11 protein-coding genes are annotated in these 14,225 nt (G+C 66.5%); 3 read left to right on the forward strand and 8 right to left on the reverse strand.

Annotated features, from left to right (window positions below; all coding sequences use genetic code 11):
* Window positions 1-108 precede the first annotated feature (108 nt).
* Window positions 109-357, forward strand: a complete 249-nt coding sequence (locus AC1DT6_RS10675; protein ID WP_441625559.1) for a DUF6388 family protein — start codon at window positions 109-111, stop codon at window positions 355-357.
* Here AC1DT6_RS10675 and AC1DT6_RS10680 read toward each other — a convergent pair.
* The 5 genes from AC1DT6_RS10680 to AC1DT6_RS10700 form a co-directional block, all read right to left on the reverse strand.
* Window positions 354-1,982, reverse strand: coding sequence for an MFS transporter (locus AC1DT6_RS10680; RefSeq protein WP_441625557.1), 1,629 nt, complete (start codon window positions 1,980-1,982; stop codon window positions 354-356). The genes AC1DT6_RS10675 and AC1DT6_RS10680 overlap by 4 nt on opposite strands.
* A 28-nt stretch (window positions 1,983-2,010) precedes the next feature.
* Window positions 2,011-3,414 (reverse strand): FAD-containing oxidoreductase, encoded by a 1,404-nt coding sequence (locus AC1DT6_RS10685; RefSeq protein ID WP_441625555.1) that lies wholly within the window; start codon window positions 3,412-3,414, stop codon window positions 2,011-2,013.
* A gap of 49 nt (window positions 3,415-3,463) precedes the next feature.
* Entirely contained in the window at window positions 3,464-4,297 is an 834-nt protein-coding gene (locus AC1DT6_RS10690) for an aldo/keto reductase (RefSeq protein ID WP_441625553.1), read from the reverse strand.
* A gap of 130 nt (window positions 4,298-4,427) precedes the next feature.
* Window positions 4,428-5,819 carry a GntP family permease gene (locus tag AC1DT6_RS10695; RefSeq protein WP_441625551.1) on the reverse strand — a complete coding sequence of 464 codons (1,392 nt, stop codon included), beginning with the start codon at window positions 5,817-5,819 and terminating at the stop codon, window positions 4,428-4,430.
* Window positions 5,820-5,960: 141 nt separating this feature from the next.
* Window positions 5,961-6,353: a tautomerase family protein gene (locus tag AC1DT6_RS10700; protein ID WP_441625549.1), complete on the reverse strand. Its 393-nt coding sequence runs from the start codon at window positions 6,351-6,353 to the stop codon at window positions 5,961-5,963.
* A 140-nt stretch (window positions 6,354-6,493) separates the two neighbouring features.
* On the opposite strand from AC1DT6_RS10700, the gene AC1DT6_RS10705 reads away from it, so the two are divergent.
* Both AC1DT6_RS10705 and AC1DT6_RS10710 read left to right on the forward strand, forming a co-directional pair.
* Window positions 6,494-7,372: a LysR family transcriptional regulator gene (locus AC1DT6_RS10705; RefSeq protein ID WP_441625547.1), complete on the forward strand. Its 879-nt coding sequence runs from the start codon at window positions 6,494-6,496 to the stop codon at window positions 7,370-7,372.
* Window positions 7,373-7,621: 249 nt separating this feature from the next.
* Window positions 7,622-9,739: a TonB-dependent receptor gene (locus tag AC1DT6_RS10710; protein WP_441625545.1), complete on the forward strand. Its 2,118-nt coding sequence runs from the start codon at window positions 7,622-7,624 to the stop codon at window positions 9,737-9,739.
* Between the two features lie 56 nt (window positions 9,740-9,795).
* On the opposite strand, the gene AC1DT6_RS10715 is transcribed toward AC1DT6_RS10710, so the two are convergent.
* The 3 genes from AC1DT6_RS10715 to AC1DT6_RS10725 form a co-directional block, all read right to left on the reverse strand.
* Complete coding sequence (locus tag AC1DT6_RS10715) at window positions 9,796-10,482, reverse strand: Fe2+-dependent dioxygenase (protein WP_477102590.1); 687 nt, start codon at window positions 10,480-10,482, stop codon at window positions 9,796-9,798.
* A gap of 90 nt (window positions 10,483-10,572) precedes the next feature.
* Window positions 10,573-12,813 (reverse strand): TonB-dependent receptor, encoded by a 2,241-nt coding sequence (locus tag AC1DT6_RS10720; RefSeq protein WP_441625541.1) that lies wholly within the window; start codon window positions 12,811-12,813, stop codon window positions 10,573-10,575.
* A gap of 344 nt (window positions 12,814-13,157) precedes the next feature.
* Window positions 13,158-14,141, reverse strand: a complete 984-nt coding sequence (locus AC1DT6_RS10725) for a Bug family tripartite tricarboxylate transporter substrate binding protein (RefSeq protein WP_441625539.1) — start codon at window positions 14,139-14,141, stop codon at window positions 13,158-13,160.
* Window positions 14,142-14,225: the final 84 nt, after the last annotated feature.

Consider the following 14,225-nt stretch of genomic DNA (forward strand, 5'->3'; position numbering starts at 1 on the left):
GTAATGCGCGGGCCCTGGCGCGCAAGTCCGGTCCCGTCCGGTTCCGTTCCGGGCCGCGTCGGCCGACGCGGCAGCCGCGCCCCACCAACCTCAAAGCGGTCCCTTCCGATGACTCTCTCTCCCGAACGCCTGCAGCTAGCCCACGAGCGTTTTCTTGCCGACAATCCCGAAGTGGTGGCGCTGCTCAAGGTGATCACTGAGCGCCATGCACGCGCTGCCGGCATGAGCGTGGAAGCCTTCCAGCGCTCCGAACTGGAGCGTGCCATCGGCCGCGAAGCCAGGCTTCGGCGCCTGAGCGTCGAAGAACTGCTGCTTGTGTACCTGGGCGAGCGCGCGGCGCCGGCACCCAGACGCTAAGGGCCCGGGGCTTGCTTTACCGGGCCGCGCGCCGGGCGCAGAAATAGCCAGGCGCAGGCCGCTCCGCCGGTGGCCAGCAGCGCCGAGAGCAGCATGACCCAGCGAAAACCTGCCACGAAGGCGTTGTCCACTGCTTGCCGGACGGCCGCTGTCACGAGGGGATCCGCCACCATCGGGATCTCTATGGCGGCGAGCTTCCCGCGTTGTGCCAGTACGGCCAGCGTCACCTGTGGCGGCAGGGCGCCGGCCGCCGGCGATTGACCAGGCGGCGCGCCAAGCGCCCGCTCCAGCCGGTGGTCGAACACGCGCGCCATCACAATCCCCAGCACCGCAATCGCCAGCAGCGTGGCCACGCGTGCCGCCGCATTGTTGATGCCCGACGCGGTACCGGCCGCGCCCGGCGGCACCGCATTCATGACCGTGGTGGTTAGCGGCGCCACGCTGATCGTCATGCCGACGCCCAGCACCAGCACCGCGGGAAAGAAGGTCAGCCAGTAACTGCCGCCGCTGGCGGGTAGCGCGAACAGGGCAAAGCCCGCTGCCGCCACCAGCGGGCCCACGATCAGGGGTTTGCGCGCGCCGTGCCGGTCCACCAGCCCGCCGGCCCAGCCTGAGAGCAGGAACATCAGCAGGATAAACGGCAGCAGGGCGGCACCGGCGGCCGTCGAGGAATACCCCTGCACCTGGATCAGGTTGAGCGGGAAAAAGAACAGGCCGCCGCCCAGCGCGGCGTAGAGCAGCAGGGTGAGCAGGTTGGCGCCCAGGAAGGCGCGCGAGCGGAACAGCGCCGGCGGCATGACGGGATTCGGTGCGCGGGCCTCCACGATCACGAACAGGCCAAGCGCAAGCACGCCGGCGGCAGCCGGTATCCACACCGCAGGGTGGCCCCAGCCCAGCGCCGGCGATCCGATCAGGCCATAGACCAGGCCACCCAGGCCCAGCGCGGCGAGCAGGCTGCCTGCCCAGTCGAGGCCGCCCGCTTGCCTGGGGCCGCGGCTGTCCGGCACGCGCCAGAACACGATCAGCAATACCGCCGCAGCCAGCGGCAGGTTGACCAGGAAGGCCGCGCGCCACGACAGGTGCTCGATCAGCCAGCCGCCCACCACCGGGCCTAGCGCGGTGGTCATGGCGGTGGCGCCGGACCAGGTGCCGATGGCCTTGCCGCGCCGGCTCTCGTCGAAAGAAGCCGACAGCAATGCCAGGCTGCCCGGCACCAGCAGCGCCGCGCCCACGCCCTGCGCCGCACGCGCCGCGATCAGGTGGCCGATGTTGCCGGCCAGGCCGCACCATGCCGAGCTGGCGGCAAAGATCGCCACGCCCAGCGCGAAGACGCGGCGCCGCCCGAAGCGGTCACCGGCGGCGCCCCCAACCAGCAGCAACGCCGCCAGCAGCAGCGCATAGGATTCCACCGCCCATTGCATGCCGCTCAGGCTGGCGCCGAAGTCCTTCTGCAGCGCGGGCAGCGCCAAGTTGACCACGGTGCCATCGATAAAGGCCATGCTCGAAGCCAGGATGGTGGCGGCCAGCACCCACGGCTCGTCGGCCCTGGCGCAGGGCGGCCCGCCGGGACTGGCCCGGATCGCGGCGTCGTCGCACGGGCCCTGGGCCAGCGGGGTTGTGGACATGTTCAGCGGCAGGCTCGCCGCCCCCCGGTCACGGTGCCGCCGGTTCCAGCGGGCGAAGCTCGCCCAGCATGGTCGGGATCAGCTCGGCCACCGTGGGGTGGATGTGCATGGCGCGCTGGACCACGGTGTACGGCGCGCGCGCATACATCGCGTCGAGGATGCAGTGAATCACCTCGTCGCCGCCCACGCCCAGCACCGCCGCGCCAAGGATCTCGCGGCTGCCGGCATCGACCAGGATCTTCATGAAGCCCTGCGTCTCACCCTTTTCCACGGCTCGGCCCACCCGGGTCATCGGCCGCATGCCCACCAGTACCTTGCGCCCGGACTGCCTCGCCTCGTGCTCGTTCATGCCGACCCGGCCCAGCGGCGGATCGGTGTAGAGCGCATAGGCCGGGATGCGGTCGCCAACGGTGCGGGCGGCTTCGCCGGGCGCCGCGTCCAGCAGATTGGCGGCGACGATCTCGAAGTCGTTGTAGGCGGTATGGGTGAAGGCGCCGCGGCCGTTGCAGTCGCCCAGCGCCCAGATGCCCGGCACATTGGTGCGCAATTGCTCGTCGACCTGGATATAGCCGCGCGCGTCGACGGCCACGCCGGCGCGGTCCAGGCCGAGGTCGTCGGTATTGGGCCGCCGGCCCACCGCCAGCAGCACGTGCGAGCCGACGACTTCGGGCGCGCCATGCGCGCAATCCATCTTCACCGCGACCTCGCCGCCGCGCTGCTCCAGTTCGATGCACTCGGCGTCCAGGCGCAGGCCGATGCCCTCGGCGGCGAGGATGTCGCGCACGGCGTCAGACACATCGGGGTCCTCCCGCTCGATCAGGCGCGGGCCGCGCTGCACAATGGTGACCTCGCTGCCGAAGCGGCGAAACATCTGGCCGAACTCCAGCCCGATATAGCTGCCGCCAACCACCAGCAGATGCCGGGGCAGCGACTCCACACGCATCATGCCGGCGTTGGTCAGGTAATCCACCTGGTCCAGCCCCGGCATCGGCGGCGCCGATGCGCGCCCGCCCACGTTGATGAAGATCTTGCCGGCGCGCAGCACGGTGTCGTTCACGCGCACGGTATCGGGGCCTTCGAAGCGGGCGTGGCCGAGATAGACGGTGCCGTGGTCCAGCTTGCGCATCCACGTTTCCACGCCATGCCTGGCGTTGCCGACCACGCCATCCTTGCGTGCCTTGACCCGCGCCATGTCGACCGTCACCGGCCCGGTGGGCACCACGCCGTATTCGGCCCCGCGCCGCGCCAGGCGGGCGGCATAGGCGCTCGCCACCATGGTCTTGGTAGGGATGCAGCCGTTGTTGACGCAGGTCCCGCCAAACGCCTGGCGCTCGATCACGGCCACTTTCTGTCCGTCGGCGGCGAGGCGCGCTGCCAGCGGGGGACCGGCCTGGCCGGTGCCGATGATGATGGCGTCGTAGTCGATGGTCATGGCGGGGGCTCCTGGGACGGACTGCGATGTGATGGGCCAGCGCCTGGAATCACAGCATTTCGAGCGGATGCGGGCCGCGCGGCGGCGGGAAAGCCACGTCGAGCGCGGCCAACTGCTGTGGCGACAAGCGCAGCGCCAGCGCGCCGTGATTCTCGCGCAGGCGTTCGCGGTGGCTGGTCTTGGGAATTGCTATGACGTTGTCCTGCGCCAGCAGCCAGCCCAGCGCGGCTTGCGCCGGCGTGATCCCGTGCTGCCCGGAGAAGCGGACGAGCCCGGCATTGCGCAGCAGCGTGGCCTGCTCGATCGGCGAGTAGGCCATCAACGGCACCCCGTGCTGGCGCAGCCAGGGCAGCAGGTCCCATTCGATGCCGCGGCGGGCGAGGTTATATAGCAGCTGGTTGGCCGCGACCTGGTTGCCGCCGGGCACGCGCCAGAGCGCCCGCATATCGTCCAGGCTGAGGTTGCTGACGCCGAAATGCCGGACTTTGCCCGCCTTCTGCAGCGCCATGAAGGCCTCCATGGTCTCGGCCAGCGGCACGCCCCCGCGCCAGTGCAGCAGGTAGAGATCCAGCCGGTCGGTGCCCAGCCGGCGCAGGCTGCGCTCGCAGGCGGCCACGGCGGATTTGCGCCCGGCGTTGTGCGGGTACACCTTGCTGACCAGGAAGACCTCGTCGCGCCGGCCCGCGATGGCTTCGCCGACCAGTTCCTCGGAGCGGCCCTCGCCGTACATCTCGGCGGTATCGATCAGGGTCATGCCGAGATCCAGGCCAAGCCGCAGCGTGGCGAGTTCCTCCGCGCGCGCGGCCGGATTCTCGCCCATGTTCCAGGTGCCCATGCCAAGCGCGGCAACGGTTTCGCCGCCAGGCAAAATCGCGGTCTTCATGTGGTAATCCGGTGAAGGAGCAGGCAGGGGCGGGCAGCGTGCGCCGCAAACAGCACGCACGCGACGCCCGGTTACTCACACACACTAGGTAAGGACGGCGCGATGCACAAGGTGCGGCGCAGCGCCGCATTCAGACCACGCCGGTCAGGTAGTACACCGTGATCACGAAGAACACGGCCATGGTCTTGATCACCGTGACCGCGAAGATGTCGCGGTAGGACTCCCGGTGGGTCAGGCCCGTCACCGCCAGCAGGGTGATCACCGCGCCGTTGTGTGGCAGCGTATCCATGCCGCCGCTGGCCATCGACACCACCCGGTGCAGTACGTCGAGCGGGATGCCGGCAGCCTGCGCGCCATGGATGAAGGTGTCCGACATGGCGGCCAGCGCGATGCTCATGCCGCCGGAAGCCGAGCCGGTGATGCCGGCCAGCGTGCTGACGGAGACGGCCGCGTTGACCAGGGGATTGGGGATGCTCTTGAGCGCGTCGCTGACCACCAGGAAGCCGGGCAGGGCGGCGATCACGCCGCCGAAGCCATACTCCGAGGCCGTGTTCATGGCCGCCAGCAGCGCCCCGCCGATGGCGCTCTTGCTACCCTCGGCAAAGCGGTCGCGCACCGCGCCGAAGGCGGTCGCCATCACCACCACGATGCCCAGCAGCAAGGCCGCTTCCACCGCCCAGATCGCGGTCACGGTGGCGATCTGCGTTTCCACGGGCTTGGCCAGGCCGGGCAGCGACACACTGTAGCTGCTGCCGTACCACTGCGGAATCATCCGCGTGAAGACGAAATTGGCCACGCCTACCACCACCAGCGGCAGCAGCGCCAGCGCGGGGTGCGGCAGGTGCCCGGTCTGGCTGCGCTCCGGCTCGTTGCGCAGCGCCGTGCCGTAGCCTTCGCCGCGCGCCATGGCCGCGCGGCGGCGCCACTCCAGGTAGGACAGGCCGACCCCGACGATAAACAGTGAGCCAAGCACGCCCAGCAACGGCGCTGCCCAGGTCGTGGTCTTGAAGAAGGTGGTGGGGATGATGTTCTGGATCTGCGGCGTACCCGGCAGCGAATCCATGGTGAAAGAGAACGCGCCCAGCGCGATGGCGCCCGGCATCAGGCGCTTGGGAATATTGCTCTGCCGGTAGAGCTCCGCCGCGAAGGGATAGACGGCGAACACCACCACGAACAGCGAAACCCCGCCGTAGGTCAGCAGCGCGCAGACCGCCACGATTACCGCATTGGCGCGCGAGCGGCCGATATAACGGATGGCGGCGGCGACGATGGACTCCGAGAAGCCCGACAGCTCGATCACCTTGCCGAATACGGCGCCAAGCAGGAACACAGGGAAATACAGTTTGACGAAGCCGACCATCTTCTCCATGAAGATGCCGGAGAAGACGGGCGCCACGGCGGCGGGCTCGGTCAGCAGGACGGCGCCGAGCGCGGCCACCGGGGCGAACAGGATGACGCTGTAGCCGCGGTAGGCGGCGAACATCAGGAAGGCCAGCGCGGCCAGGACAATCAGGAAAGACATCGGTTCTCCTTGTGTTTCCCGTGCGCGCGGTGCTTTTGGCTCCGCGCGCAACGGACCAGGTGCCGACTTTGCCACAGCTTGCTGCGCTGCGGAATGTCCTGCCTCAAAGGCCGGTGCCGGCCGGTAGCTCCGGCCCGCTGCTCAACCGTGGTGATAGCGGTACTCCTGCGTCAGCCCGCCATAGCCGTAGGTGGCCGCGCGCGCGTCGACAACGTGGATGTACGAGACCGGATGGACGTTGCCGATCAGCTCCGACAGCGACTCGAACACTTCCTTCAGGAACTGCGCCTTCTCGCCTTTCGTGTTCGTTTCATCGGTCACGCTGATATCGAGATGGAAGGCATTGCGGCCGAGCTCCGAGAGCGGTTCGCCGCCGACGATCCAGGCGTCGCGATCGATGTATTGCACGGAGACGACGATGACTTCCGGCTTCTTGCCGAGTACGCGCTGCGTGATCCCGGCCACGGCGGCGGCGCTGCGGCGGGTCAGCGATGCATCGGGTTTGCCGGAGATCTGGAGGTTGATGTGGGGCATGACGGGCTCCTTGGCCTGAGGTTGGCGTTGCTTCGGTTCAGCGGGTAAGTGATGCCATTCTAGGTTTCTGCCTTCCATCGGGAAAACGGGAATTTGCGATATTATCCATCGTCAATACCGAAACATGAGGGAGGTGGTCGATGCGCGCCCTGGAACTCGATCAGCTACGCACCTTCGTCACCGTGGCGGAGGCCGGCAGCCTGTCGGCCGCCGCGCCGCGGCTGTTCCTGTCGCAGTCATCGGTCAGCGAGCAACTGCGCAAGCTGGAGGAGCGCGCGGGCGTGCCGCTGCTCACGCGCGGCAAGCAGGGCGCCTCGCCCACGCCCGCCGGCATGCGCCTGCTGGAACATGCGCGGCGCATCCTGGCGCTGTCCGAACTGGCGTTGCAGGACTTGCGCGGCCATACGCTGGACGGCGAACTGCGGCTGGCGGTGACGGATTACTTCCGGCCTGGCGAGATCGCCGGCATGCTGCGCCGGCTGCGCGAGCGCTATCCCCACCTGCGGCTGCATGTCACCGTGATGAAGAGCGGCATGATCGACGCCGGAGCGCTGACGGATGCCTTCGATATCGGCCTGTCGATGCGGCTGCCGGGCGCCCGCGGCGGCCAGCGGGGAGCGCGCGGCACCGTGCTGCGCCGCGAGGCGCTGGCGTGGGTGGCGGCCGAAGGGGAGGCCGAGGGCATCAGCGCGCCGCTGCCGCTGGTGCTGCTGCCAGATACCTGCTCGCTGCACCAGTACGTGGTGCAGATGCTGCTGCGCCGGCGGCTGGACCATGTAATCGCGCATTCCGCCTCGGGCGTGGCCGGGCTGCAGCTCGCGCTGGCCGCCGGCTTGGGTATCTCCTGCCTGAACGAGTCGGCGATCGGGCCCGGAGTGGCGCGCATCGATGCCCAGACCGTCAGCCGCCTGAAGCTTCCCGCGCTGCCGGCCGCCGAGTTTTACCTGCTGCCCGCGCGGCCCGGCGAGGCGCCTCTGGTGGCGAAGGTGCGCGCGGCCCTGGCGGAGCAATTCGCCTGAAATGGCCTGACCGTTTGCGCGCGGAGACTGCCGGACATGCGCCAGGCATGGACCTGTTTCCAATTGCCTCGCATTTTTGGTCTTTTCGGTATTTTCTCTTTTCCTTAATCGACTAACAGCATGTTGGGTGCTGTTTTGGCCGCTTTTATCGCGCCCGGATATGCATCCGCGTTTTTCATTGACAATTGTTGCCAGTGAAAATGATAATGCGTCGCATTTGTATTTCAATCGTTACAAATCATTACATCGATGCGCCTTATTCTTCGCCCAATCCATGCCGCCGTGCTCGGCGCCTTTGTTTCCCAATCCGCCGTCTTCGGTACCGCGCAGGCGCAGGCGAATAGCACGGCCAGCCTGCCCGAAGTCACTGTGAAGGCCGCCGCTGGCAGCGACCCGGGAGAGGGCTACAACCCGGCCAGCACCGGCAGCGCGACCAAGATCGACGCACCGCTGCGCGATATCCCGCAGACCGTCAATGTGGTGACCGCCGAAGTGATGCGCGACCAGCACGCTACCTCGATCCAGGACGCGCTGAAGAATGTGCCGGGGGTGAGTTTCTCCACCGGCGACGGCCAGCGGGATCAGGTCAGCATCCGCAGCTTTTCGGCCATCGCCGACCAGTTCGTCGATGGTATCCGCGACGATGCGTTGTACTTTCGCGATCTGTCCAACGTCGACCGCATCGAAGTCGTCAAAGGCCCGGCAGCGGTGCTTTACGGGCGTGGCTCGTCCGGCGGCCTGATCAACCGCGTCACCAAGAAGCCCGGCCTCGATGTCACGGATCTGGCGCTCAGCTATGGCTCCTGGCAAAGCCGGCGCGCCGAAGCCGATGTCGGCCGCGTGGTGAACGACGCTGCCGCCTGGCGCATCACTGGCGCCGTGGAGAAGGGCAACAGCTACCGCGACCAGCAGTTCATCGACCGCTTTGCCGTGGCGCCGTCGCTGGACCTGCGCCTGGCGCCCGAGACCACGCTGCTGCTGCAGGCCGACTACCTGCAAGACCGGCGCGTGACCGATTTCGGCATCCCGGCGTACCAGGGCCGCCCGGTCAACGTGCCCGCTTCCACCTACTATGGCGCCGCCAACGCGCGCGACGTGGACTACAGCCAGTCGCGTGTGTACTCCGGCACCGCCACGCTGAACCACCGCTTCAACGAGCAATGGTCGCTGCGCAATGCCACGCGCTACTACCACTACACGCTGGACCGGAACAACACGCTGCCGGGCTTGGTCAACGAGGCGCGCCAGACCGTCACGCTGACGCGCTCGAACGTGGCGCGCGCCGAGCGCGGCTGGTTCAACCAGACCGACCTGATGCAGAAGACCACGCTGTTCGGCATGAAGCACGAGTTGCTCTACGGTGTGGAGATCGGCCAGCAGAACAAGGACCTCGTCAGCTATTCCGCGGGCACGGTGGCCACCGTATCGCTGTTCAATCCTGTGCTTCCCACGCTGCCGCTGAACGGCGGCGCGCTCACCGCCAACAGCCTGGGCACCTTCAAGACCCTCGGCGTCTATGCGCAGGACATGGTGAGCCTGACCGAACACTGGAAGGCGCTGATCGGCCTGCGCCACGACCGTTTCCAGCAAGAGACCGTCGATCATCGCCCCGGCCAGCCTGGCCTGTCGCGCACCGACAACGCCTGGAGTCCGCGCGCGGGCCTGGTGTGGCAGCCCACCAGGACGCAGTCCTACTATGTCTCGTGGAGCCGTTCGTTCCAGCCCTCGGGAGAGGCCTTCGCGCTGGCGGCCAACAACGCCGATATCGCGCCGGAAAGCACGCGCAATACCGAGGTAGGCGCCAAGTACGACTGGCTGGATGGCCGCGCCAGCACTACGGTGTCCGTGTTCCGCCTGGAGCGAAACGGTATCAAGGCAACCAATCCGCTCACCTTGCAGCTGGTGCCGATCGGCGAGCAACGTACCGACGGCGTGGAGCTCACCACCTCGGCGGACCTGTCGCAGGGCTGGCGCGTGCTTGCGGGCTATGCGTATCTTGACGCGCGCGTGACCAGATCGGTTGCGGTCGATGCCGGCCAGCAGGTACAGGGCAAGCGCGCTACGCTGACGCCGATGCACAGCGGCAACGTGTGGCTCACCAAATCGCTGGGCTATGGTTTTGGCGTGGGTGGCGGCCTCAACCTCGTCGGCGCGCGCTTTGCCAATCCGGGCAATACGGTCACGCTGCCGGGCTACGTCACCGCCGATATGATGGCGTGGTACCGCCGTGGTGCGTTCGAGGCGCAGCTCAACCTCAATAACGTGTTCAACCAGGGCTATATCGTCTCAGCCCACGGTACCAGCCCCAACCTGAACATGCCCGGCGCGCCGCGCAGCGTGATGGCGACATTGCGCTACCGGATGTAAGGCTGGCACGGCGGCGCGCCGCGCCGCCGCCAGCCATCAGGTGGATACAGGCGGATTCAGGTGTCGGTCCACTGCCGCAGGAGGTTGTGATAGCAACCCACCAGCGAGCGGCGCGCGCCATCGTCGGCGCCGGTCTGGTTGAGTTTCTGGATGGCGTTGTCGAGGTCGAACAGCAGTGTGCGCTGCGCGTCGTCGCGCACCAGGCTCTGGATCCAGAAGAAGCTCGCCACGCGCGTGCCGCGCGTGATCGGCGTCACCTGGTGCAGGCTGGTGGCGGGATAGACCACCATGTCGCCGGCTTCCAGCTTGACGCTGTGCACGCCGTAGGTGTCTTCCACCTGCAACTCGCCGCCGTCGTAGCTGGCGGGGTCGCTGAGGAACAGCGTGGCCGAGATGTCGGTGCGCAGCTTGCGGCCGTTATGCGGATGGATGCGTACGCTGCCGTCCACATGCGGGCCAAACGTCATGCCCTCGCCGTAGCGGTTGAACATCGGCGGGTAGACGATATTGGGCAGCGCCGCACTGATGAACAGCGGATGCCGTTCCAGCACGCTCAGGATCAGTTGCTGGCACTGCAGCGCCACGTCGGCGCGCTCGTCGATCTGCTGGTTGAACTTGACCGGGGCGCCGGAGTAGCCGGCCGATACGCGGCCATCCACCCAGGCGTCGCCGGCCTGGTCGAGCAGCTCGCGCAGTACGGCGAGCTGTTCCGCATTGAGGACCTTGGGAATGCAGACAAGCATGACGATCTCGGCAGGGTTCGATAGCGGCGCCGGGAGAGGTCCCGGCGTTGCCGCGTGGCGCGACATGGCGCCACGCCACTCTACCTTAGCTTACATGCGGTAGATGAGGGACAGCATCGCCGTGCGGCCGGTGCCCGGCACCGAACGGCCGCCGTCCGACTGGATCAGCGCATCGTAGTACTTCTTGTCGAACACGTTGAACAGGTTCAGGCGCACATCGTACTTCGGCTGGTGGTAAGCAATCATGCCGTCCCAGCGCACGAAGCCGCCCACCTGCACGGTGTTGGTGTTGTTGGCATAGCGTTGCGACATATAGAAGGCGCCGCCGCCCACTTCCCAGTCCTGCAGCACGCGGTAGCTGGTCCATGCCGTCGCGGTGTGCTTGGGCGTATTGGTCGGGACCATGCCCTGGGTGCCGGCGGCAATGCCGTTGACGATCTCGCCGTCCAGGTAGGTGTAGCCCGCGAAGACCTGCCACTTGTTGGTGATGCGGCCGGTGGCGCCGGCACGGAAGCCGCGCACGCGGATCTTGCCGGTCAGCGCGTAGGTGGTGGTATCGATCTGGCTGCGGGCATTGTCCTTGGTGATCTGGAACAGCGCCGAAGTCAGCGACAGGTCGCCGCCCATCAGGTCCCACTTGCCGCCTACTTCATATGACTTGTTCTTTTCCGGGTCCAGGTTCGTCTGGCCCACGGTACCGACCAGTTGCTCCAGCGACGGATTGAACGAAGTGCCGTACGACAGGTAGTAGGACTGCGCCTCGGTCGGCTGCCAGAGGCCACCCACGCGCACGCTGGTGAAGTTGACGGTCTGCTCGGCGTTGGCCAGCGCAGTGTTGCCCTTGGTATTGTTCGAGTTGACCGAGTTGGTGATGCTGGCGAGATATCGGTCGTAGCGCAGCCCGCCCACCAGCTTCCATTGCTTGCTGAATTCGATCGAGTCATTGGCATAGACCGCCAGGGTATTGGCCGAAGCGCCCTGCCGGTTGCCAACTGCGCTCGGCGCGGTAGCCGGCGAGTTGATGTAGGTCGGGTTGACCACCGGTTCGCATGCGGCGTAGCCGCTGGTGCCCGCTGCCGCAGTGGCGGTAGCGCCGGGGTTCAGCGGCACGCCGTTGCAGGTGCCGTTGCGGTAGTAATTCTGGTTGTCATAGCCATCGTGGCCGATCTCGGCGCCCATCAGCACGGTGTGCTTGACCGGGCCGGTGTCGAACTTGGCGGTCAGCTCGGTCTGGTTGAAGATCGAGTAGTCGCGGATATGGCGGTCGTGGCTTTGCTGGCGGACAAACAGCGAACCCAGTGGCAGGGTGGTGGTGGTCAGGGGGGTGAAGCCCTTGGCGTTGACCGTGCCGACGGCATTCGGCGCCGTCTCGCGCGCATTGGTGTTGACGTAGTTGTACTGGGTCTGGTTGCGCAGGCGCAGGTTGGGCGAGATCTTGTGATCGACCGTGCCATTGAGCGCGACGACGTCCTGGATGGTGCGGTCGTCATTGAAGCCGTACGCCGTCTTGCGGTCGACGTTGACCGGATGCCCGTTGATCGCCGGCAGGCCGTAATCGGGCTGGTCCTCGTTATGCTGCAGCAGCGCCGAGAGCGTGATCTCGGTGGGCGTGCCGATGCCCAGGCGCCAGGACGGAGCAAGGCCGAAATCCTTCACCTTGGTCTGGTCGCGCGTGCTCGGTGCGCCGTCCTGCGCCATCGCCGAGATGCGGAATGCCGAAGTCTCGCCGGTGGGCGTGTTGTAGTCGGCGGTGGCGCGCACCAGGCCATTGGTGGTGACCGACCCCGTGACCTCCGTGGCGGCCTTCAGCGACGGCTTCTTGCTGACCTGGTTGATCACGCCACCGGTCGATCCGCGCCCGAACAGCATCGACGACGGTCCCATCAGCACTTCCACCGAGTCCAGCGCGAAGACGTCGCGATAGTACTGGCCGCGGTCGCGGAAACCATCGAGATAAATGTCGGTACGCGCGGAGAAGCCGTTGAGGTTGATGTTGTTGCCGATCTGGCCGCCTTCGGCGCCGCCGATGGTGATGCCCGGCACGTTGCGCAGTGCATCCGTCAGCGAGGTACCGCCCTGTGCATCGATCAGCGCCTTGTTGACCACCGTTACCGATTGCGGAATGTCGCGCAGTTCCTCGGGCAGCTTGCTGATCGAATTCTTGACCGCGTTGTAGTCGTCATTGACGCGTCCGCTTTGCACCACGACCTCTTGCAGCGTTGTCGCGCCCTGGCTGGCGGCAGGCGCGGGAGCGGCCGTCTGGGCCAGGGTGACAACGGGGGTGGCGAACAGCGCGAGCAGTGCAGTCGCGATCGGAGTGCGGCGGTTCATGTCGATTCTCGATTCCGGTACGGCCGTAGGTACGAGTCAGCCGGCGGTTGCAAGAAGTGCAAGCCTGCGGTTCGGACAACGGCGGGAAAAATACGTTTGGGCGATCCGGAATATAAATGCGAATGATTAGCGTTGCAATTCGCGTTGGCTTTTTTTCACAGACATTGGTGTTGGTGTTGAATGTATTTGTTGGAAGACATTAATGCTGTATTTCACAGCTATTACAGCACTTTAATTTCTAATTGCGGAGCATGGGGCGCATTTCAGAAATGAAACAGGCCTGTACGTAACAGGCCTGATGCAGACATTTGCAGTCCTGGCAGACAGGACTGGTAGAAAATTTATTAATCCGCCGTCATATTGGCTTTCTTTGCAATGCGTCCAAGGCGCTCGCGCTCCGACTTGATGAAGGCAATGAAGCTCTCCTGCGTGCCGCCCGCGGGCTCGATGCCGTTGGGGATCAGGCGGTCGCGCGTTTCCTGCGTCTGCATCGCAGCGCTCATCTCGGTGTTCATCTTCTTCAGGATGGCGGGGTCCGTACCCTTGGGCGCGAACACGCCGGCCCAGTGGCCGATGCGCACTTCCGGCATGCCTTGCTCGGCGGTGGTCGCGATATTCGGTGCCGCGCTCATGCGCTTGTCCCAGGTCGCGCCCAGCGCCTTGAGCTTGCCGGCCTTGATGTTGGGCAGCACCACCACGCTGGCCTCGGAGGTGGCCGTCACCTGGTTGCCGATCACCGCGGTAATGCTCTCCGAACCGCTCTTGTAAGGCACGACAGTCAGCACAGCGCCTTTCTCCTTGAGCATCTCTTCGACAAAGTGCGGCGTGCTGCCGCTGCCTGCGGTAGCGAAGTTGGCGCCCGATGCCTGCTTCTTGGAATACTCGACCAGTTCCTTGAGGTTGTTCACGGGTAGCGACGGCGATACCACGATCACGGAGGGGCTCACCGCTACCAGTGAGACCGGCACCAGGTCGTCCGGCGCGTAGGGCATCTTGCTGCGGATCAGGCTGTTGGTGACGGTGCCAACCGCGCCGACCAGGAAGGTGTAGCCATCCGGTTTGCTCTTGGCCACATAGTCCGCGCCCACCACGCCGCCGGCGCCGGGTCGATTCTCGATCACCACCGCCTGGCCGAGCCGCTTGCCAACCGCGTCGGCGGCAGCGCGCGCCACCAGGTCGTTGGCCCCGCCCGCGGTGAACGGCACGACAAACTTGATCACATGCGTCGGCCACGCATCGGCGGCGTGGGCCGGCATGGCGAGGCCGGCGGCGGCGAACAGGGCGGGAACGGCAAGGGTCAGCGCGCGGCTGGTGGCGGGGATACGCATGGTTGTCTCCATTGGCTGTTTTAGGTACCGGGCGCCTGGCCAGGCCAACGTTGTGGCCAGCGCTACGCCGAGCGACCGATGATA

Source organism: Cupriavidus sp. 01L45, assembly GCF_056399885.1.

Excerpts from the sequence above, each read along its gene's own strand:
- AC1DT6_RS10675 (WP_441625559.1), top strand. The coding sequence starts at position 109 with ATGACTCTCTCTCCCGAACGCCTGCAGCTAGCCCACGAGCGTTTTCTT.
- AC1DT6_RS10680 (WP_441625557.1), bottom strand. The coding sequence starts at position 1,982 with ATGTCCACAACCCCGCTGGCCCAGGGCCCGTGCGACGACGCCGCGATC.
- AC1DT6_RS10685 (WP_441625555.1), bottom strand. The coding sequence starts at position 3,414 with ATGACCATCGACTACGACGCCATCATCATCGGCACCGGCCAGGCCGGT.
- AC1DT6_RS10690 (WP_441625553.1), bottom strand. The coding sequence starts at position 4,297 with ATGAAGACCGCGATTTTGCCTGGCGGCGAAACCGTTGCCGCGCTTGGC.
- AC1DT6_RS10695 (WP_441625551.1), bottom strand. The coding sequence starts at position 5,819 with ATGTCTTTCCTGATTGTCCTGGCCGCGCTGGCCTTCCTGATGTTCGCC.
- AC1DT6_RS10700 (WP_441625549.1), bottom strand. The coding sequence starts at position 6,353 with ATGCCCCACATCAACCTCCAGATCTCCGGCAAACCCGATGCATCGCTG.
- AC1DT6_RS10705 (WP_441625547.1), top strand. The coding sequence starts at position 6,494 with ATGCGCGCCCTGGAACTCGATCAGCTACGCACCTTCGTCACCGTGGCG.
- AC1DT6_RS10710 (WP_441625545.1), top strand. The coding sequence starts at position 7,622 with ATGCGCCTTATTCTTCGCCCAATCCATGCCGCCGTGCTCGGCGCCTTT.
- AC1DT6_RS10715 (WP_477102590.1), bottom strand. The coding sequence starts at position 10,482 with ATGCTTGTCTGCATTCCCAAGGTCCTCAATGCGGAACAGCTCGCCGTA.
- AC1DT6_RS10720 (WP_441625541.1), bottom strand. The coding sequence starts at position 12,813 with ATGAACCGCCGCACTCCGATCGCGACTGCACTGCTCGCGCTGTTCGCC.
- AC1DT6_RS10725 (WP_441625539.1), bottom strand. The coding sequence starts at position 14,141 with ATGCGTATCCCCGCCACCAGCCGCGCGCTGACCCTTGCCGTTCCCGCC.